The organism is Yersinia sp. 1652 StPb PI, assembly GCF_041538345.1.
Taxonomy (GTDB): domain Bacteria; phylum Pseudomonadota; class Gammaproteobacteria; order Enterobacterales; family Enterobacteriaceae; genus Yersinia; species Yersinia enterocolitica_E.
This window is the reverse complement of record NZ_JAULSM010000002.1, coordinates 1,163,327-1,184,092: the sequence shown is the minus strand read 5'-3', so window position 1 is coordinate 1,184,092 and position 20,766 is coordinate 1,163,327. Positions and strand designations below refer to the sequence as shown.

Sequence of the window (20,766 nt, the reverse complement as noted above, 5' to 3'; positions counted from 1 at the left end):
TGATACTAACAGAAGAGCGGCCAACGATCGCTGGCCGGTATTACACCTTAATTCGCGCTAGCCGCAGCCCCCAAAGGCCGGCTGAATTGGCTTAAATCATGCTAATGAGTCTGGCCAGCACGCGACTGATCGTCTTCTAAATGGTTTGACTGGTGCGATATTTCGCCAGGTTTCCTGTCTTGAAGATGAGCACGCCAATCTTCCCTTTCACTCACCACATTGTAAATAGTAATAGGAATAATAATTACTACCATTCATTTTATAGCGTGATAAATTACGACCTGGCACCGTTAAATAGAAAGAGAAAACGCCGTTATGTCCCACTATATGTCTGCCTGTAAAACATCCCGTTCTCTGCCTGCCCTACTGGGCTTGCTGTGTCTGATATTTTGGTTATCCGGCTGCAAACCCGCGGAGGAGAACAACGCATCAGCGGCAGACGACAACTCACCAGCATGGTCCCGGACGGTGGAAACGGCTAAAGGCCCGGTCACATTAACGCAGCAACCTACACGGATTGTCTCCACCAGCATCACCATCACTGGCACCTTATTGGCGATCAATGCGCCGGTGATTGCCAGTGGAGCGACCGCGCCCAGCTCCACTGTCGCAGATAATCAAGGGTTCTTTACTCAATGGTCGGCTGTCGCACAGGCAAAAAAACTGGTGCCGATATATCAGACTGAGCCAAACGCCGAAGCTGTTGCCGGCATGAACCCTGACTTAATTATTATTTCTGCCACCGGGGGGGATTCCGCGGTGAAATTGTATGAGCAGTTATCCGCTATCGCGCCAACCTTAGTGATTAATTACGATGATAAAAGCTGGCAAGAGTTAGCAATGATATTGGGGCAGGCAACTGGCCATGAAACCGATGCGAAAGATGTGATTGATAAATTTGCCAACCGGCTCAATGAGGTGAAACAGAGTATTACCTTACCACCGCAGCCAACGTCGGCTTTTGTCTATCAAGCCGCCGGTAGCACCGCGAACTTGTGGACTGAAGACTCGGCACAGGGCAAGTTGTTGCAGGCGCTGGGCTTTAGGCTCGCTGAAATACCTGAAGCCGTGAAAGGCAACACCAGTATGGGACATCGTAAGGATATTATTCAGTTAGGTGGCGAGAAGCTGGCTGAAGGTCTGAACGGTGAGACTATTTTACTCTTCTCCGGTGATCAACCGTCAGTTGATGCATTGAAAAGTAATAAATTTTTAGCTCATATTCCAGCGATTGAGCACAACCGTGTTTATGCCGTGGGTTATGACACTTTCCGCTTGGATTATTACAGTGCGAGTAATCTGTTAGCCCGAATTGAAGGGATGTTTAAACCTGCTCATTGATTGGGTAAGTCCCGGTTCTGACGTTGAGCGCATTCAGGAATGTGACCGAGCAGGCTAAATTTCCCCCTGCGCTACCACAGCGATGCATTCTAACAATAATGCGTGCTAACATATCTCACCCAAATAATAATGATAATCAAATCGATAACAATAATCATTTGTTAAAGAAGAGTTACAATGCCTGCTGATTATTCTCCAGATCAATATTCAATAAAACCGCTGACACCGGTGTCGACGTCAGGGGTACCAACAACGCGCCGACGCGGGCTGCTGCTGCTGTTCAGCATTGTTGTGTTGCTATTGGTCATGGCTGCCAGCCTGATGCTCGGTGCCAAAGCTATCCCTTTCTCTGTGGTCTGGCAGAGTTTGCTCGGTACAGAGCACAGCGCCGATAGCATTTTGATCGTTGAATCACGTCTGCCGCGAACCCTGATTGGTGTACTCGCCGGTGCAGCGCTGGGGCTATCGGGTGCAGTCATGCAAGCCCTAACCCGTAACCCACTGGCTGACCCCGGTATTCTTGGCGTCAATGCCGGAGCCAGTTTTGCCGTCGCCGTCGGGATCATTTTTTTCGGCGTTAATGCCATTCAGGGCTATATTATTTCCGCTTTTATCGGTGCGATGTTAACCACCCTGGTGGTGTATTGGGTCGGTGCTCAGGGCGGCGGGCGCGTTAATCCCCTGCGCCTGACACTTTCCGGTGTCGCGATTGGCGCTGTGTTAATGGGGATTTCCTCTGGCATAGCACTGACACATCCACTGGTTTTTGATCGGGTGCGCTTCTGGCAGGCAGGTTCATTGGATATCCGCAGTATGTCGGTGGTATTGGCCGTCACTCCGGCAATCCTGCTCGGCGGTGTAATCTCCCTGCTGCTGGCTCGGCCACTCAATGCCATGCATATGGGAGAGGATCTGGCGGCCGCGATTGGGGCCCGTATTGTCCAAACCCAATTTTGGGCAGTCATCGCCGTCACCTTGTTGTGCGGTGCCGCTACCGCAGCCGTTGGCCCTATCGCCTTTGTTGGCCTGATGGTCCCCCATATCGCCCGTTGGATTGTTGGGCCGAATCAATGTTGGATTCTCCCATTCACATTAGTGATGACACCTATCCTGTTGCTGGTATCTGACATTATTGGCCGCTTCTTGGTGCCGGGCGAGTTACGGGTTTCCGTCGTAACGGCATTTATTGGCGCGCCTTTGCTAATCTGGCTCGTTCGACGTAACAAAAGGATGACCACGCTATGAAGTCTGTCACCTCGCCGTGGCTATTTGGTCGCCCCGATGGCGCGATAAATTTACGCATCCGACCACGCAGTTTAGTTGTTTGCAGCCTGCTGCTGCTGGCCTGTTTGTTGGGCGCACTGCTGGCATTAATGGCGGGGACTCTGGCGTTGTCGCCTCAACAGGTACTTAATGCCTTGTTCGGGCAAACCCGTGGTGCAGTGGATATTATCGTCAATCAGTGGCGCTTACCCCGCGCAGTGATGGCGCTGATTTTTGGTGCCGCACTGGGTATCAGTGGCGCAATATTTCAGTCATTAGTACGTAACCCACTCGGCAGCCCTGACATCATCGGCTTTAATATGGGTGCCTATACCGGCGCGCTAGTCGCGATTACTCTGTTTAATGGCAACTATTTCGAGATTGCCAGCAGCGCCTTGGTTGGCGGCTTACTGGCAGCTATTGCGGTGTATCTGCTGGCATATCGACAAGGGATTCAAGGTTTTCGGCTAATTATTGTCGGCATTGCCATTGGCGCGATGCTCACTGCATTCAATACCTGGCTGACAATCACGGCATCACTGGAATCGGCGATGACTGCCGCGGCCTGGGGGGCGGGGTCATTGAATGGTCTGAGCTGGGCTAAGGGCCTGCCATCACTGATGTTTATCTTTGCCGCGACGATAGCTGCAATGCTGCTTAGCCGCCGCATGCCACTGCTGGAAATGGGCGATGATGCCGCTGGTGCATTAGGGGTTCCCGTTGAGAAAACTCGCCTGAGCCTGATGGCGATTGGCGTCATTCTAATGGCCGCCGTCACCGCCGCCGCCGGGCCTATCTCCTTTATTGCATTAGCCGCCCCACAAATAGCACGGCGTCTGGCGGGCACATCTTCAGTGACGTTAACCACGTCGGCACTGATGGGCGCCTTATTACTGGTTGCCGCCGATCTCTGCGCCCAACACCTATTTCCACCTAATCAATTGCCGGTCGGCGTGGTTACCACCAGCATCGGCGGCCTGTATCTTATTTGGCTTTTAATCCGGGAGTCCGGGCGATCATGAGTATTGTTACCCCTGCAACCACCCTACATCACAGCGATTTTTCCTCCCGCTTACAAGCCGACGCCCTAACACTGGGCTACGACGGTAAGATAATCAGCCAGAACCTGAGCATCTCCATTCCTGATGGTGAATTTACGGTGATTGTCGGCCCCAATGCCTGTGGTAAATCAACGCTGCTACGCGCACTGAGCCGTTTGCTGAAACCGCAAGCAGGTCAGGTAATTTTAGACGGCAAGAATATCGCCAGCATTGATACCCGGCAGGTGGCTCGTCATTTGGGTTTGTTGCCACAAAGTTCGCAAGTACCCGACGGTATCAGCGTGTTAGATTTGGTGGCGCGTGGCCGTTATCCCCATCAGAAGTTATTACAGCAATGGACACAGGCCGATAAACTGGCGGTCAATAATGCCATGCAAGCCACCGGTGTCAGTGAACTGGCTGACAGATCAGTGGACGCATTATCCGGCGGGCAACGCCAGCGAGTATGGATAGCTATGGTATTGGCACAGCAGACGCCGCTGTTGCTGCTGGATGAACCCACCACCTATTTAGATATCGCCCATCAGATTGATTTATTGGAGTTATTCAGTAACCTTAATCAGCAACATAACCATACCTTGGTTGCTGTTCTGCATGATCTTAATCATGCCTGTCGTTACGCTACCCATATTATCGCCATGCGCGACGGGCAGGTAGTTACACAAGGTCACCCGCGCGAGGTGATCACGGCAGATTTGGTCGAGCAGGTATTTGGTATGCCGTGTTTGATCATTGATGATCCGGTTTCACATACACCATTGGTGATACCGAAGGGGCGATTTAAAATTTAATCCGCCAGCGAGCAGAGAGCGAGTCTGCCCTCTGCTCGCCGAAGGCGGTTAAGACTCAGTCGATCAGGTTAACAGACAGCGCAATCCATCAATCAAGCCCCCCCGCCAGCATAGAGCATCATGCCCACCCGCATAGACCCGATACTGCAACCGATGCCCTGCCTGACGAAGCGCTGCACTCATGGCTTGATTGACCTGATAAATCACATCTTCACGGCGACCTGCTTCCATAAAGATATTCAATGGCTGACTCGCCCCCAATCCCTGATACACCTGCTCGGTCAGCCAGCCCTGACGTTCAGCAGTCCCCGCCGTCAGTGCCTTGAAATTATCAACATCAGGCCACCAGAACGAACCGGACTGACTCAACACACAACCAAAACGCTGTGGCCAATGTAATCCAGCGTACAACGATGCCAACCCACCAAAACTCTGCCCGGCCACCACAGTACGAGACGCTTGTTCCGTAAAAGCCTGTTGCAATGCAATCTGCGGGAGTAATTCCGTTTGCAATGCCTGCCAGAAATCCTGATTACAAGGCAGCTCTTGCGAACGATGAGTCTGGTCAATGATGTCGATCAACACATAGACGCCAGCAGGTAAACGCCCTGCGGCGGTTTCACTATCCAAAATGCCAAACACCGGCTGCCTGAGTGCCCAATATTGGCCATCCAGCAAGATAGCCAATGGGCGATCGGCTTTATCTTCAGCACCGGTTGTCGTTGAGTAAATCCACACATTGCGACTATTGCCCAATAACTGACTGTGCCAACTAATCAGTTGCAGACGTTGCGGGTCGGCGGGCAGAATTTTACCCGCATCAATTGGCTGCCAGGCCGTTTGCGGCAAAGCATCGGCTAAATGAACCGCAGAAAGTGGCATTCCGCGATAACTGCAATGCGCGGCGATCGGGTTTAACGGATCGTTCTCAGCGAGATCCATCAATGAGATCCACCAATCGCGCTGTGCCTGACGCTGTTCTTGCGGATTACCGGCCGGCAAATTCAAACATTTCTCTGCTGAGACGGGAATAAAGCTGTAACTGCCACGAAAATCAGACTCCACCTCTGCCTGCCAATACCAAACATCCGTCTGGCCCAGCCGAGTGAGCGATTCAGGATTAACACTGTGGTGATCTGTCACGCCGTTAACATCGATATACACGCAGCTATATACCGAATCACGCGCCTTTCCTTGTCGGTCGCGCCACAGGAAAGTCAGCTTTACTTTGCCAGCCGCTGCCGGTTCAGTCAGGGGCGTTCCCCACTGTGCGATGCGCTGCCACCATGATTCACTGCCCGCCGAAGGATCCTGTAATAACTGCTGACTCTCTGGATATTCGCTCGCCACTCTCACACGCTGCCCTCTTTATGTCATCACACCGGTCACGGTCTATTTATGATTAAGTCTTTATTCATTGATAGCGCGGCGACTGTGCGCCATCACAAATGGATATAAGACTTAATATATATAAGGTTATTACCTAAACACAAATAATATTGAGAAGTATTATTATTTGCAATAACATAGTAAGCATTCTCTCCAGTGTGCCAGCCTATCATCGTAATTTAGATATGGGCGATGTGCTATGCGACGGTTATTGGATTGGAATATAACGTTTTTTTGTAACAACCAAGCTAAATAGAGGCAAATAAAGCCCGGTTGGCATCAAGAACCTGACGTATGAGGTTTAAATACTTTCCATTATTGTACTTCCAGGTAGGGATAAATCATGTTTGATATTTCTGGCAAGAAGATACCAACAACATTGCCATTTCGCGCAGGCTGCACAGCAAAGACCTTATTATTCACCACCACCTTGATACTGATACCGTCACTCAACGCATTAGCGGCCACTGCGGCTAAAGAAGATAAATTAGTGGTTGTCGCCAAACCGGGCAGCGGCCAACAAGATGATGGTTTCGTCGCTAAAAACAGCGCCACCGCGACTAAAACTGACACACCACTGATCCGCACCCCACAATCAGTTTCAGTTATTACCCGCCAGCAAATGCAAGATCAAGGGGCGGCTTCTGTGGCACAGGCCCTGCGCTATACCGCCGGTGTCGTGCCGGAATACCGTGGCGGCTCGAATATGAATGACGAAGTGATCATTCGTGGTTTTGGCTATGCCCCGCGTTTTCTCGATGGCTTAAGCTACAACTCATTAGGTGGTGCACGCCGTGGAGGCCAGATAGACCCCTGGTTGCTGGAACGAATTGAAGTCATCCGCGGCCCAGCATCAGTGCTTTACGGCCAGGTGAACCCCGGCGGCCTGATCAATATGGTCAGTAAACGCCCAACAGCGGAAAGTATTCATAAAGTGCAGGTGGGTGCAGGCAATAATAGCCTGGCTGAAGCAGCATTCGACTTCGGTGGCGTGTTGGATGATGAAGGTAAACTACTCTATCGTTTGAACGGGCTTGGCAGAACACAAGATGATGCCGTAAATAGCTTTAAACAGGAGCGTTTTGCTCTCGCCCCGGCACTAACCTTTATCCCGAACGAAGACACCACCTTTACCTTACTGACCAGTTATCAGAAAGAACCCAAAGCCGGTTCACGTAACTTCTTGCCAGCCACTGGAACCGTGTTTGGTACTGCATACGGCCATATACCTTACGATTTTAACGTTAGCGATCCGTCATTTGATCAGTCTGAACGCGAGCAGACCTCTGTCGGCTATGCTCTTGAACATTATATCAATGACACCTTTAAATTCCGCCAGAACCTGCGCTACAGCTATAACAAGCAAGACTACAAGTATCTGGTCTTTATGAATTTGCTGCCAGATAACCGCACCATGACTCGTCGCCCGCAAATCGAGCGCCAGACCATGGCTGAGTTTGCCGTTGATAACCAACTGCAAGCTGATTTCTGGACCGGGCAGTTAAACCATACGGTGCTGACTGGGCTGGATTACAAACGTAGCCGTATTGATAGTCAGTTCTTTATGGGCACCGTGCAGACAAAATACAATCTGGATTGGGTATCACCTGTCTATGGTCTGAATATTAAAGAGAGTGACTTGTCACTCAATAGCAGTGATCTGACCAAACTCGATCAGGTGGGGGTCTATTTACAAGATCAAATTGAACTGGATAAGTGGAATTTCCTCTTATCCGGGCGCTATGACTGGTCACAGTTAAAAACGCTAAGCCGCAAAACCGCTACTCAGGATCAACAAGACGACCATGCCTTTACCGGCCGTGCTGGTGTGTTGTATGCCTTTGATTCCGGTATCTCGCCGTATATCAGTTACAGTACTTCATTTGAACCTAGCACCGCCAAAGGCGCGCCGGGAACTGGGGCATTGGACCCGGTTACCGCGCGTCAAGTTGAGCTTGGCCTCAAATACCAGATACCGGGCAGCAGCACCTTGTTGACGACTGCATTGTACGATTTACGCCAGAAAAATATCAGCCAATACGACCAGGCGCTGGCCTACAACGTCCCAATTGGTGAAGTGCAATCTCAGGGGATCGAAACGCAGTTAAACAGTGAGATTAACGACAATATCAACCTGATTGCTGCCTATACCTACACCAAAGGGAAAGTGCGTGAAACCAAAACACTGGCTGAATTAGGCAAAATGCCAGCCCGCACACCAAGCCATTCCGCCTCACTGTGGGGAATGTATACCTTTGATAAAGGAGTAGTCGATGGCTTATCCACTGGTGTTGGTGTCCGCTATATCGGCACCAGTTGGGGTGATGCCAAGAACAGCTTTAAAGTCCCGGCGGTGACATTGTATGACTGGATGATGCGTTATGAACTGGGACAAGCTCTGCCAGCGATGAAAGGCACCAGTTTGCAGGTTAACGTCAACAATGTGTTCAACAAAGAATATGTTGCCAGTTGTGCACAGATGGCAGCTTGCTTCTATGGCAGTGGCCGTGTTGCCACCGCAACTGTCAGTTATGCCTGGTAAGGCTTAGGTTTATTCAGCCCACGCCGATTGATGCATAGCGGTGTGGGCTAATAACTTAAAGAAAAGTAAATATTTCTTCTAATCAACCCCATTGTGGCTTCAGATATCGAAATAAATAGAATAAATTCAGCATACTAACGTTTTGGCAACCTTTTATTTCACTCAGTGCAACCCGATAAAACCATTCTAAAAACAGGGAGATGATCCTATACTCGCTGGCAGCATTATTTAATATCACCACACATTCAGGTTAAACATGCCAGCATTTAGGGGAGTACCACAGCTTATGCACCGGATGCGCGCCAGTAAAATGCGCATGTGCGGTATGCTGCTGGTTGCCTGCTGGCTAATTCTCAACGCGCAGTTGGCCATCGCCGGCCATCAGTGTGATATTGCCCCTTCTGCCTCGCCGGTATTTACCCAGCATCAAGGGCATATACAGCCTGACCCTTTAGCAACAGAAAACCAAATGCACGACATGCCATCAATGATGGATATGTCTCATGGTCAGGGGCAAAACTCCTTATGTGAAAAACACTGCATCCCTGACTCTATCCAGTCTGACAGCGGCATGTTGGTGCTGGCAGCCTTACCCACCAATACGGAGTTAGTATTGGCTGATAGGCAACAAACACCACGCGTCCAGCGCGTTGACTGGCATACCCCCCCCATTGTCGGCCCCCCCACTGAAATCGCTTTCTGCCGCTTTAGAGAATAGATCCAGACATAAATAACCGTTTTCTTCAGGCCACTTAATCGTGGTGTGTTGTGCTTATTCTATGTTTTGGAGTTATTGCTATGCGTATCTTATTTAGCGCTGTATCTGCTGTATTACTGTTCTCTTCTCCGCTGTTCGCCGCCAGCCCGGCCATGAGTGAAAGTAGCCCGATGTCTCATGATAGTCATACAATAATGGCGGATTCTGCGCCAGCAGAGAGCTATCACTCCCAGGGCCAGATAAAAACCTGGCATGCCACCCGCGTATCTATCGCTCATAGCGCCATTCCGGCATTGAACTGGCCACCGATGACCATGACATTTGACCTACCGGAGAGCCTGGCCGCACAGCCATTACCCGCAGGTACATCCGTGACCTTCAGTTTCCGCCAGACCGAACAAGGCTATCAGCTAACTGCCATTTCAGCACAGCAGCCATAAGACGGGATAATGATGACCCCTTTACTGAATCACCCACAGCAGGTGCGCCCCACGGCTGCGCTGCCATTCGGATTTACCGCACTGCTAATGGCGGCACTTTTCACTCTGCCAGCGGTGAGCTACGCGGCAGATATCACACTGGAACAGGCGCTGGTCTATGCTGAACGCTACTCGGCCGAGCTGTCAGCCAATCAGCATCAGGTCAATGCGCTGGAAAATATGGCCAGTTCAGCCACCCAACTGCCTGATCCAAAATTGAAGTTTGGTATTGAAAACCTCCCGGTCGGCGGCAGTAATGCCCGCCGCTTCACCCGCGAGGGCATGACCATGCAGCGGGTCGGTATCATGCAGGACTATATCAGTAGTGATAAGCGACAAAGAAAGGCTGATACCCTGAGTGCTGAAGCGCGCAAAACGGCAGCAGGCAGTGAAACTATCCGCACCCGGCTGCAAAAAGAGACGGCGCAGGCGTGGCTTGATCTCGCCCTGACCGAACAGGCGGTGGGCGCGGCGCAAGTGCTGGTAAAAGAAAGCGAAAAACAGGTCGCATTGCAACGGGCCGGGGTTGCCAGTGGTGGCGCATTACCCAGCAGTGTATTGGATGCGCGCCTGACGCTATCTGCCATGCAGGATAGATTGACCACCGCACAACGTGACGTTGCCTTAGCACAAACCCAGTTGACGCAGTTGACCGGTATTGAGGTCAAGCATATCAGCGGCCCGTTACCACCATTCGCCCGCCTACCGGCAGATATCACCGTGTTACGTGATGCCATCCAACAGCACCCTGAAGTGTTGCTTGCCAGCCGTGAAGCTGACGTTGCCAAAGCCCGCTCCGCACAATCGGCCATTGCCGCCACACCGGACGTTGGGATCGAGGTCTATTACGCTAAACGAGCTGACGAGTATGACGATATGGCGGGCGTTATGATCACCGTTGATTTGCCACTATTCCGCTCACAACGTCAGGACAAAGACTATGCCGCCGATGTATCGCGTTCAATGGAAGCCAACGACCAGCTTACGTTACTCACCCGCGACCACCGGGCGCAACTCGATACTCTGCTGGCGCAATATCAGGCCACACAGCAATTATGGCAGCGTCAGACTGATGAGGTTATACCACTGCAAAAACAGCGGGTTAAATTGGTTATGGCGCAGTATCAGGCCAATAAAAGCGATTTAAGCAGTGTGCTGGAAGCACGGCGTGCCCTGCTCGATAGCCAGCTCAATACCAGTAATGCCGCCAGAGAGTTAGCCCGTACCTGGGCTGCCATCCGTTATCTGACCCCGCAGGAGAGCATGCGATGAAAAAGCTATCTAGTTTGACACTGGTGGCCGTCGCCGTGATCAGTGGCGTTGCCGGTTATCTGTTGGCTAAACCCGCCTCAGAGCACTCCACCACGGCAGCCACGGTGGTTGAAAAAACACCGGCAGAAAATAGCCGGAAGGTGCTGTATTGGTATGATCCTATGTCCCCCGGCCAGCGTTTCGACCAACCTGGCAAATCGCCGTTTATGGATATGGAGTTGGTGCCGCGCTATGCCGATGAAGCCGTAGCACAGGGCGGCGTTAGCATCAGCCCCCGCCAACAGCAGAATTTAGGCGTGCGCACTGCCGCGGCGGAAATGCGATCACTCAACTATCGTCTTGCCGGTTACGGCACAGTGGCAACCGATGAGCGCAGCGTGCAGGTTATCGCGGCGCGGGCTAACGGCATTATTGAACAATTGTATGTACGCGCCAATCAACAACCGGTCAGTAAAAATCAGCCATTGGCGCAATTATGGGTTCCCGATTGGAGTGCCGCGCAACAAGAGTATCTGGCAATCCGTACCTTGGGTGATAGCCAATTAACGGCCGCCGCTCGCCAACGGCTACAACTGCAATTTATGCCAGAAGAGGTGATTCGCAGTGTCGAAAAAAGCGGCCAGCCGCAAACGCGGATCACCTTACGATCTCCGTCTGAGGGTTATGTGAGTAAGTTGGATATTCGGGCCGGTTCACAAGTGACTGCGACACAATCACTGTTTGAATTAGCCAGCCTTGATCCGGTATGGATAGTGGTGGACTATCCGCAATCACAAGCCAGTTTAGTCACTATCGGCAGTACGATTGCCGCCACGACCGCCAGTTGGCCGGGTGAAACCTTCCACGGCACCGTCAGCGAGCTATTGCCTAATATGGATCTCGCTACCCGCACCTTAAAAGCGCGCATCGTCCTGGAAAACCCACAACAAAAGCTGAAACCGGGCATGTACCTGAATGTACAATCCGCGCCAGCAGATAATCTAAAACCGGTCTTGGCTATTCCACAAGAAGCCTTGCTGATGTCAGGCAATAGTAACCGGGTGCTGCTGGCTGAAGGTAATGGCTACTTTAAGCCAGTGGATGTCAGTACCGGGCAAACTCAGGACGGCTGGACAGAGATAAAATCCGGGCTTAACGCCGGTCAGTTGGTGGTGACCTCGGGCCAATTCCTGATTGATTCAGAAGCCAGTCTGCAAAGCGCTCTGCCACAAATGGAGGATACCCCCACCTTAACTGAGAATACCACGCCAACAGCGAATAACACTGCCGCAGCAGCTATTGATATCTACTCGGTGCAAGGGAAAGTCATCGCTATCAATGGTTCAACAATCACCTTATCCCATGGCCCGATCGCGGCCTTGAAATGGGGAGCGATGACGATGGACTTCCAGCTACCGGCAGAGTCGTTATCACCGGAAATCGTCGCTGGTAGTCAGGTTAATTTCACTTTCACTCTCAATGAACAAGGGGCACAGATCCGCCAAATCCAGCCGGCAACAAGCAATAGCAGTACCGATACCCACAGGAGCCACCTATGATTGCCGCCATTATCCGCTGGTCACTGCGCAATCGGCTGTTGGTACTGCTTGGCGCGGTGATGATGGCCGCGTGGGGAATTTGGTCACTGCAACAAACCCCGCTGGATGCGCTGCCAGACTTGTCAGACACGCAAGTGATCATCCGTGTCAGTTATCCCGGTAAAGCACCACAAGTGGTCGAGGATCAGGTGACTTACCCACTGACGACCACCATGTTGTCAGTCCCTGGTGCCAAAACCGTACGCGGTTTCTCGATGTTCGGCGACGCCTATGTCTATGTGCTGTTTGATGATGGCACTGATCCTTATTGGGCACGTTCACGGGTGCTGGAGTATCTCAGTCAGGTGCAGGCTACCTTGCCGGCTGAAGCCAAAGCCTCGTTGGGACCGGATGCCACGGGGGTGGGTTGGATCTATGAATATGCCTTAATCGACAGAACCGGCAAACACAGTCTGGCCGATCTGCGTGCCTTGCAGGATTGGACACTAAAATTTGAGTTGAAAACAGTACCCAATGTCTCTGAAGTGGCCAGTGTCGGGGGCATGGTGCGCCAATATCAAGTCGTTCTCGACCCGGAACAGATGCGGGCGCTAAATCTATCCCATCAACAAATTGCCAGCGCCATTACTGATAGTAATCAGGAAGGCGGTGGTTCGGTGCTGGAAATGGGGGCAGCAGAATATATGGTGCGCGCTAGCGGTTACCTGAAAACGCTGGATGACTTCAGGAATATCGTGATCACTGCTCGTGCAGGTATTCCCATTTTACTGTCCGATGTCGCTACCGTGCGGATGGGGCCAGAAATGCGCCGTGGCGTGGCCGAGCTTAATGGTGAAGGGGAAGTTGCCGGTGGCATCATTGTGATGCGCTATGGCAAAAATGCACTGGAAACCATTAACGGCGTGAAGGAGAAGCTGCAACAGATTCAGCGCAGCTTACCAGCTGGGGTGGAAATCGTACCGGTATATGATCGTTCACACCTGATTACTCAGGCCATCGACAGCTTATCATTCAAATTGCTGGAAGAGTTTTTAGTGGTGGCGGTGATCTGCTCACTGTTTTTGTTCCACTTCCGCTCAGCATTGGTGGCTATCATCACTCTGCCCCTGGGGATTCTCGGGGCGTTTATCGTCATGCACTATCAGGGGGTCAATGCCAATATTATGTCGCTGGGCGGGATAGCCATCGCCATCGGGGCTATGGTGGATGCCGCGATCGTGATGATCGAAAATATGCACAAAGTGTTGGAGCAATGGCGGCGAGATAACCCGGGGAAAACACCGGTCAGTCAGGATTACTGGCGCATTTCAGAGCAGGCGGCCATTGAAGTCGGTCCGGCGCTGTTTTGCAGTTTACTGATCATCACATTATCGTTTATTCCGGTATTTACATTACAGGCGCAAGAGGGGCGGATGTTCTCTCCGCTGGCTTTTACCAAAACCTATGCCATGGCCGTTTCGGCGGGGTTAGCCATTACGTTAGTACCGGTATTAATGGGCTATTTTATTCGCGGCAAAATCCCTGATGAAAATGCCAACCCCATTAACCGTGGGCTAATCGCCCTTTATCATCCGGTGTTAACCGCCGTACTGGCGCGACCAAAAACCACATTAGCTATCGCGGGTATATTACTGCTGGCAACCCTGTATCCATTAAGCCGTCTGGGGAGTGAGTTTATGCCCGCGTTGGATGAAGGTGATTTACTGTATATGCCTTCTACACTGCCGGGGATTTCGGTACGCGAAGCCAGCCATTTACTGCAACAAACCGATCGTTTGATAAAAACCATACCGGAAGTGGCGACAGTATTTGGTAAAGCCGGGAGAGCAGAGACGGCAACAGATCCAGCCCCTCTGACCATGATCGAAACCACCATTCGTTTTAAACCCAAGGATCAATGGCGGCCGGGCATGACCATGGACAAATTGATCGAAGAACTGGACGCCACCGTCAAGGTGCCCGGTATCGCCAATCTCTGGGTGCCACCGATCCGCAATCGGCTGGATATGCTCTCTACCGGCATCAAAAGCCCGGTTGGGATCAAAGTGAATGGCAAAAATGTGCACCAAATTGAGCAGGTGGCACAGCAAATCGAACAAGTGGTGCGCAACGTGCCAGGTGTGACCTCGGCCCTCTCGGAACGACTGGCAGGTGGCCGCTATGTGGATATCAACATTGACCGTCAACGGGCCGCTCGCTATGGGGTTTCAGTAAAAGAACTGCAATCACTGGTGGCGACCGTGATTGGCGGGCAAAACATCGGTGAAACCATTGAAGGGCGTGAACGTTATCCAATCAACCTGCGCTACCCACGGGAAATACGTGATTCACTGCAAAAATTGCGTGATTTACCGGTAGTGACTGCCGGTGGCGGGCAAGTCGCACTGGCGGAACTGGCCGATATCAAGGTGACAGAAGGCCCACCGATGCTGAAAAGTGAAAATGCGCGCTTATCTGACTGGGTCTATGTTGATCTGCGCGGGCGAGATTTGAAATCAGCCGTTACTGAAATGCAGCAAGCGGTGGCACAACAAGTGAAACTGCCGGAAGGTGTCTCCCTTAGCTGGTCTGGGCAGTTTGAATACCTGGAACGGGCAACGGCAAAACTGAAAATTGTGTTACCGGTTACCCTGATGATCATTTTTGTCTTGTTGTATGTCACGTTCAGCAGTGTCCGCGATGCTGCATTAATCATGGCGACGCTTCCCTTCGCACTGATTGGCGGGGTGTGGCTGCTGTATGGCTTGGGATATAACTTTTCCGTTGCCGCCGCGGTGGGCTTTATCGCCCTGGCCGGTGTGGCCGCTGAATTTGGCGTAATAATGGTGCTGTATCTCAATCAGGCGGTGAAAAAACATCAGCAACCCGGCATTGCTATGACGGCCAGCCAGATGAGTGCAGCTATTCATGAAGGCGCGGTGCTGCGGGTGCGACCAAAAGCCATGACTGTCGCCACTATTATGGCCGGCTTGCTTCCCATTATGTGGGGCGGCGGGACTGGGTCAGAGGTCATGCAACGTATTGCCGCACCGATGATTGGCGGGATGGTGAGTGCACCACTGCTTTCGATGCTGGTTATTCCTGCGGTTTATATGTTGCTGCATAAAAAAGAGAGTCAACAGCAATAAAACTCTCATCGCCCTCACTCTTGCCAGATAAGATTGAGGGCATTCTCACACTTTCTTATAACCTCTCAAATCAGCGGGTGCGACGGAAGGTTAAGTTAATGCGATAAGCGCCGGTCGTAGCGGAAAAACCGGCTTTCAATGGCAGTACACCGTGGTAGTTCAAACGGGAAGGCCCACCCCAGACCACAACATCCCCTTGCGTTAATAAGACTCTCTGGCATTTAGCCTCACGCGTCAGCCCACCAAATTGAAATACCGCAGCTAGCCCCAGCGATACCGAGACTATTGGCTGACGCAGATCCAGCTCATCTTTATCCTGATGTAATGATAATTTAGCCCCTGCCTCGTAGCGATTTATCAGGCAGGCATCTGGCTCAAATTGAGAGAAACCCGCTTGTTGCGCGGCATCGACTGCTAATGTCATAAAACTTGCCGGAATGGCAGGCCAGTTTTTCTCAGTCAAAGGATCAACCGGGCTATAGCGATAACCTTGCATATCACTCACCCAACCAACCTGACCACAATTACTCATGGCAACCGACATCCGGTAACCGCCGGGGGTGATGAGATGGCGAAAAGGCGCGGCAGTGGTGATAGCAATAACATCAGCAAATAATAATGCGGCCTGCTGCCGTGCATAATGATGTAAAACAACCGCACCGGGCGCTAACGTTTCAATCCAGGGATCATGAGGCAACTGATCAAATAAATCCATGGTCATAAAGGCACCTACTGTAGTTATCACTGTTTAGTGATTAAGACTTTAACAGTTTACTCTTCACCCCACACACTATCACTTGCGATCAATTCATATCGGTTAGCCCAGTTGTTATCGCTCTGCCAGAGAAATTTATCCTGTTAAATTATCGTCTATTAACTTTCGCCACCAATAAAAACAAATATTATATTTAATAGAGTAAAATTATAAAAATGAAAGACTAAAAGCAAAAACAGAAGAATACTAGGAAACTAAATTTATTTAACCCTTTAAATAAAAGAAAAAGAGAAACTCAGGTAAGAATATGTAATGAAACATAATAAACAACACCACAACAAAATTAATTAACTGCTTGTTAAGAATAATTATCAAATGCAAAAATACACACAAATAGTCTTTAAAGAAGATTGAGAATTAGAATAGAGACAAAGCATGGCACTCTTAATAATTTTAAATTACTGAAAGAACACATAACGTCTTATATAGGATAGGTAACCATCAGTATGGAGACAAATGAGATTATGTTTAAATTAGAAGGAACGGTGCTATTTTCCCCTACGCTACGTTGCTTAAATGGTCCTGACGGCTCGGTGGTAATATTAACTGAAAATAATCTTAGGTTTTTACAACTGCTACTTAGTGGTGTAACAGAAAAAGAGCAGATTATTAATCAGGTATGGAAAGAACAGCGCGGAGCTGTAAGTGAAAGTAGCTACTATGGGCAGCTCTATATGTTGCGAAAAGCATTTCTTCAGGTCGGGCTGAAAGAATCACTTATTCATACCATCCCACGTAAAGGTGTCCGCTATACCGGTTCTGTTAGTCAGATTATCATCAATGATGAAGCTGAACAACAAATGCACGCAGACCCCCTTATCACTGCTGCATCTAATAGGGAGCAGCTTGCACCAGTAACTCAACCATTCAAACCAGGGGCTAGCGTAATATCACCTGTCGCGACACCACAAAGTTTTTTACACAGTTACCGTTGGAAGAAACTTATTTCCTTGCTGGCCTTTTTCTCTTTCTGCTGGCTCTCATTTCTCTCAACGTTAATTATTATCATCTTATTTAATGGGGATAAGCCGCACTTCTGATAGCGATAATAAGATGAGGGTAATTTAAAAAGATTAAATGATGGTAATAAAAAGGCCAGCAAGCGAAAAAAATCGTTAAATAGTTGTCACTACCAGCAAGACTGATTATATCGAGTCGGAGATTATATCGAGTCGGATCGGATAGTAGCTAAATAAAGAGCAGTCACTCTTTACATCTAAAACTTAAAAATAGGGAATACTCCCTTATCATTTATAAAGGAAAACTAACATGATGGATTTAATCACTAAAGGTTACGTTGTTACTCAACTTAAAACTCAAGAGTTTTTGAAAGACAATCGTGGTTCTATTATTGAGTACGTTATGGTGATTGCATTGGCAGGCGTATTTATTACGTTAGCAAGGCCAACCCTAGTCGACTTAGTACAAGGGGCCGTTGATACTGCCAAAGCAGCAGTAGCGCCGAAGTAGCTCCGCAGTATCGCCGCGTAATATTAATATTTATCAGGATTTTCACATGGCAACTTATCGTTGCCATGTTTTTGTTTTAGGAAAAATGATGGATATAATAAAATTATCCTTAATAATACTGCTAGCATTACAGCTACTGCTCGTTTGTTATAGCGATATATGCAACCGAATTATCAGTAATAAATTTATTATTTCTATAATATTCAGTTCCATAGCATTGGGGTATACAACAAACAGCACGGTTAACATCACCATTCCACTTTTTTCATTACTAATGGGTTATATAATATTTCATTTTAAAATTATCGGTGGTGGCGATGTAAAACTCATTACTGCCCTGCTGTTGGCGCTCACCGCAGAACAATCACTAGATTTCATTATCTATACCGCCATTATGGGCGGAGTGGTAATGATAATAGGTATGTTGATTAACAAACACGATATTCAACAGCGAGGAGTCCCCTATGCGGTTGCGATTACCTCGGGATTTTTATTATCGCTATTCACCTAAAAAATAAAGACCCGTCAATTAAGTAATAATACAAGGTTATTTTAATGAATCGTAAGTTTCTTTTATTATTTTCAATCCTGATTGTCGCCATCGGGGCTGCCGGCATCATGATCAATACCAAGAATGATGAACATACACCCTATAATTTCGTCGATTCGAATAAAGAAAAAGAAGTTGAGATTGTACTGGCACAGTCAACACATGATCTCTCTTCAGGTACCCTACTGACTCAAAACGATTATGCACTAAAAGCCATCATGGTACCTGAATCAAGTGAATTAATAAAAAGCAACATGTCAGGAAAAACAGGCATCAACAGTCATTTACTGAAAGTAAACCTTGCAGCGGGTTCTTATATTACAACAGCAGTTCTGGCTTCACCCGATAGTAATGAATTCAATTACCTTAACTTAAAAAAAGGGGAAGTCATTTATAAATTCAATATTAATCAGAATAATGGGTATTTGTTGGACACATTGCAGGTAGGTGATTCCCTCTCATTTCAATTAAGAGTGCTTGAGACAGACAAAAACAAAGGTATGAATAGTGGCACAGTGATTAACACGAAAGAGTTGAGCGATAAAAAAAGTCAAACCTTTTCGTTGAATGAAATCATTCCCGCAATGAGAGTAATAAGAATAAAAAAGTATTCGACAGACGAATTACCAGAAAAAAATAACAAAAATCAAAAGACTGGAGAAGTCGTAACTGGTTATATATCTGTCATAATTAAAAGGGAGGAACTTGACATCATTCATATCGCAGAAAAGTCGGGAGATATCGTTCTGGCACCGAGTATCGTCACTGGCAATAATCAATCAACAAATATATATGACATCATACCTAAACTACGCATAACAAGAGAGCTAAGAGGATGAGAACACCCAGGCCAGAATATATCAGTTGGAATAAACTGTTTTTACTCTTCGCCATTGCAATCTGCCAAATAGTTGTCAATCAGGCACATGCCAAGCCTGTTTACTTATCGTCAGGCGAATCATATATCATAAAGACAGAGGAGGAGATTGATACTGTTTTTGTCTCCGCCGCTGCGATTGCTGATTATGAACTGGTTGGTAAAAATAGCATTATTGTTTATGCGAAAAAAGAAGGAATAGCAGAGTTTATCTTATTTAATAAAGATAATCATCCAATGATAAAAACTGCCGTCATGGTAAATGACATTATTACCTCCGCATATCAAAGAATAAAAATTGAATATCCTGATAGCAACGTAGAAATCAATAAAATAGGTAATGGCTATCTGCTGACCGGCAAAGCGGATTCAGAAGAGGCGAAAGATACTATTGCTGCTATTGTCGGCGAAGCAATAAATAAGAAAAGAGAGAAGAGCCGTAAAGACCAACTGTTTAATAACCCTGACTACTTAGGGGTAATTAATAAAATTAAACTCCCTGAATCTAACCAGGTAAATGTGAAATTAACCATTGCTGAAGTAACTAAAGACTTTAGTGAGAATATAGGGGTTGATTGGAGCAGCATCAACGAAGCATCTGTTGGCTCCTTTCAGTTTTTAAAATTCAATGCCACAGGAATTAGCACATTAGTTCATGCCATTAATGATGATTCTATTGCTCGTGTTCTGGCCGAACCTAATCTATCGGTACTGTCCGGTGAAAGTGCCTCATTTCTAGTCGGTGGCGAAATACCGCTGTTTAGTTCTACCCAGAACAGTACCGCCATTAAATACAAAACTTATGGTATCAAGCTAAACATTGCGGCCAAGGTAAATGAAAAAAATCGTATCCGCATTAGCATGGAAGAAGAAGTCAGTAGTGTAGATAAAGTCTTTAGCGTCGAAGGGGGTAATGCTTACCCTTCATTACGCACACGTAAAGCAGCGACCACATTAGAACTTGGTGATGGCGAAAGCTTTATTCTAGGTGGTTTGATCAGTAAATCAGAGCGGGAATCCCTTAAAAAGATCCCCTTCATTGGTGATATTCCTATTTTAGGGGCATTCTTTCGCAATGCACAAACGCAAAAAAATCAAACTGAACTGGTGGTCGTCGCCACCGTCAGCCTGGTGAAGCCGGTTGCCGGAAAAGACGTGGAATTACCTGATTTTATGCACACATCAACACTGGAACGCTTATTTAATTTCACTCATATAATAGAAATAAAAAGGAAAAAAGTGGCTAAGGAATTCCTACGAAAAGGCGGTTTTATAAAATGAAACTATGGATAGTTGGCAGTGTTATTTTTCTCTCCAGCGTTGCGCATGCCTCATTTATTATCGAGCCAAATGAGAATGACCAGGCCTGTTCATTAGCTAAAAGAGACTTGTTAGCAACAGATAAAAATCAGTCATTATCTACACCTGTTTTGCAAAAAGATAACGAGCGACGATGCAAATATCAACGTAATGATTATCGGATGTCCCGGGATAGCGAAGTAGGATGCGCAGTAAATAAAAATAGAATTCTTTCAAAATCACGCAATCAAAGTAATTGCCTTTAATGGTGAC

18 protein-coding genes are annotated in these 20,766 nt (G+C 48.4%); 16 read left to right on the top strand and 2 right to left on the bottom strand.

Annotation, left to right across the window (positions count from 1 at the left end):
• The first annotated feature begins 315 nt into the window (after positions 1-315).
• The 4 genes from fepB (at position 316) to Q2T71_RS21875 (ending at position 4,456) form a co-directional block, all read left to right on the top strand.
• Positions 316-1,341: a Fe2+-enterobactin ABC transporter substrate-binding protein gene (fepB, locus tag Q2T71_RS21890; RefSeq protein ID WP_372560525.1), complete on the top strand. Its 1,026-nt coding sequence runs from the start codon at positions 316-318 to the stop codon at positions 1,339-1,341.
• A 177-nt stretch (positions 1,342-1,518) separates the two neighbouring features.
• Positions 1,519-2,586, top strand: a complete 1,068-nt coding sequence (fepD, locus tag Q2T71_RS21885) for a Fe(3+)-siderophore ABC transporter permease (RefSeq protein ID WP_372560524.1) — start codon at positions 1,519-1,521, stop codon at positions 2,584-2,586.
• Positions 2,583-3,626 (top strand): iron-enterobactin ABC transporter permease, encoded by a 1,044-nt coding sequence (fepG, locus tag Q2T71_RS21880; RefSeq protein WP_372560523.1) that lies wholly within the window; start codon positions 2,583-2,585, stop codon positions 3,624-3,626. The genes fepD and fepG overlap by 4 nt, the downstream gene beginning before the upstream one ends.
• Positions 3,623-4,456 (top strand): ABC transporter ATP-binding protein, encoded by an 834-nt coding sequence (locus tag Q2T71_RS21875; protein ID WP_372560522.1) that lies wholly within the window; start codon positions 3,623-3,625, stop codon positions 4,454-4,456. The genes fepG and Q2T71_RS21875 overlap by 4 nt, the downstream gene beginning before the upstream one ends.
• A gap of 63 nt (positions 4,457-4,519) precedes the next feature.
• On the opposite strand, the gene fes is transcribed toward Q2T71_RS21875, so the two are convergent.
• Positions 4,520-5,812, bottom strand: a complete 1,293-nt coding sequence (gene fes, locus Q2T71_RS21870; protein WP_372560521.1) for an enterochelin esterase — start codon at positions 5,810-5,812, stop codon at positions 4,520-4,522.
• 376 nt (positions 5,813-6,188) lie between these two features.
• On the opposite strand from fes, the gene Q2T71_RS21865 reads away from it, so the two are divergent.
• The 6 genes from Q2T71_RS21865 (at position 6,189) to Q2T71_RS21840 (ending at position 15,522) form a co-directional block, all read left to right on the top strand.
• Positions 6,189-8,387: a TonB-dependent siderophore receptor gene (locus Q2T71_RS21865; protein WP_372560520.1), complete on the top strand. Its 2,199-nt coding sequence runs from the start codon at positions 6,189-6,191 to the stop codon at positions 8,385-8,387.
• Positions 8,388-8,673: 286 nt separating this feature from the next.
• Positions 8,674-9,105: a hypothetical protein gene (locus tag Q2T71_RS21860; RefSeq protein ID WP_372560519.1), complete on the top strand. Its 432-nt coding sequence runs from the start codon at positions 8,674-8,676 to the stop codon at positions 9,103-9,105.
• An 80-nt stretch (positions 9,106-9,185) separates the two neighbouring features.
• Positions 9,186-9,545, top strand: coding sequence for a copper-binding protein (locus Q2T71_RS21855; protein WP_372560518.1), 360 nt, complete (start codon positions 9,186-9,188; stop codon positions 9,543-9,545).
• Positions 9,546-9,557: 12 nt separating this feature from the next.
• A complete protein-coding gene (locus Q2T71_RS21850; protein ID WP_372560699.1) occupies positions 9,558-10,856 on the top strand; it encodes a TolC family protein in 1,299 nt (432 codons plus the stop codon).
• Positions 10,853-12,394 (top strand): efflux RND transporter periplasmic adaptor subunit, encoded by a 1,542-nt coding sequence (locus tag Q2T71_RS21845; protein WP_372560517.1) that lies wholly within the window; start codon positions 10,853-10,855, stop codon positions 12,392-12,394. The genes Q2T71_RS21850 and Q2T71_RS21845 overlap by 4 nt, the downstream gene beginning before the upstream one ends.
• Entirely contained in the window at positions 12,391-15,522 is a 3,132-nt protein-coding gene (locus Q2T71_RS21840) for an efflux RND transporter permease subunit (protein ID WP_372560516.1), read from the top strand. The genes Q2T71_RS21845 and Q2T71_RS21840 overlap by 4 nt, the downstream gene beginning before the upstream one ends.
• A gap of 70 nt (positions 15,523-15,592) precedes the next feature.
• On the opposite strand, the gene alkB is transcribed toward Q2T71_RS21840, so the two are convergent.
• Complete coding sequence (alkB, locus tag Q2T71_RS21835) at positions 15,593-16,243, bottom strand: DNA oxidative demethylase AlkB (protein ID WP_372560515.1); 651 nt, start codon at positions 16,241-16,243, stop codon at positions 15,593-15,595.
• Between the two features lie 500 nt (positions 16,244-16,743).
• Between alkB and Q2T71_RS21830 the strand changes: the two genes are divergently transcribed.
• The 6 genes from Q2T71_RS21830 to Q2T71_RS21805 all read left to right on the top strand — a co-directional run bounded on the left by Q2T71_RS21830 (position 16,744) and on the right by Q2T71_RS21805 (position 20,759).
• Positions 16,744-17,337: a transcriptional regulator gene (locus Q2T71_RS21830; RefSeq protein ID WP_372560514.1), complete on the top strand. Its 594-nt coding sequence runs from the start codon at positions 16,744-16,746 to the stop codon at positions 17,335-17,337.
• Between the two features lie 229 nt (positions 17,338-17,566).
• Positions 17,567-17,767, top strand: coding sequence for a pilus assembly protein (locus Q2T71_RS21825; protein WP_372560513.1), 201 nt, complete (start codon positions 17,567-17,569; stop codon positions 17,765-17,767).
• A gap of 88 nt (positions 17,768-17,855) precedes the next feature.
• Positions 17,856-18,278 (top strand): prepilin peptidase, encoded by a 423-nt coding sequence (locus tag Q2T71_RS21820; RefSeq protein WP_372560698.1) that lies wholly within the window; start codon positions 17,856-17,858, stop codon positions 18,276-18,278.
• Between the two features lie 44 nt (positions 18,279-18,322).
• Positions 18,323-19,156, top strand: a complete 834-nt coding sequence (locus tag Q2T71_RS21815) for a tight adherance operon protein (protein WP_372560512.1) — start codon at positions 18,323-18,325, stop codon at positions 19,154-19,156.
• Positions 19,153-20,475, top strand: coding sequence for a type II and III secretion system protein family protein (locus Q2T71_RS21810; protein ID WP_372560511.1), 1,323 nt, complete (start codon positions 19,153-19,155; stop codon positions 20,473-20,475). The genes Q2T71_RS21815 and Q2T71_RS21810 overlap by 4 nt, the downstream gene beginning before the upstream one ends.
• Entirely contained in the window at positions 20,472-20,759 is a 288-nt protein-coding gene (locus Q2T71_RS21805) for a hypothetical protein (protein ID WP_372560510.1), read from the top strand. The genes Q2T71_RS21810 and Q2T71_RS21805 overlap by 4 nt, the downstream gene beginning before the upstream one ends.
• Positions 20,760-20,766: the final 7 nt, after the last annotated feature.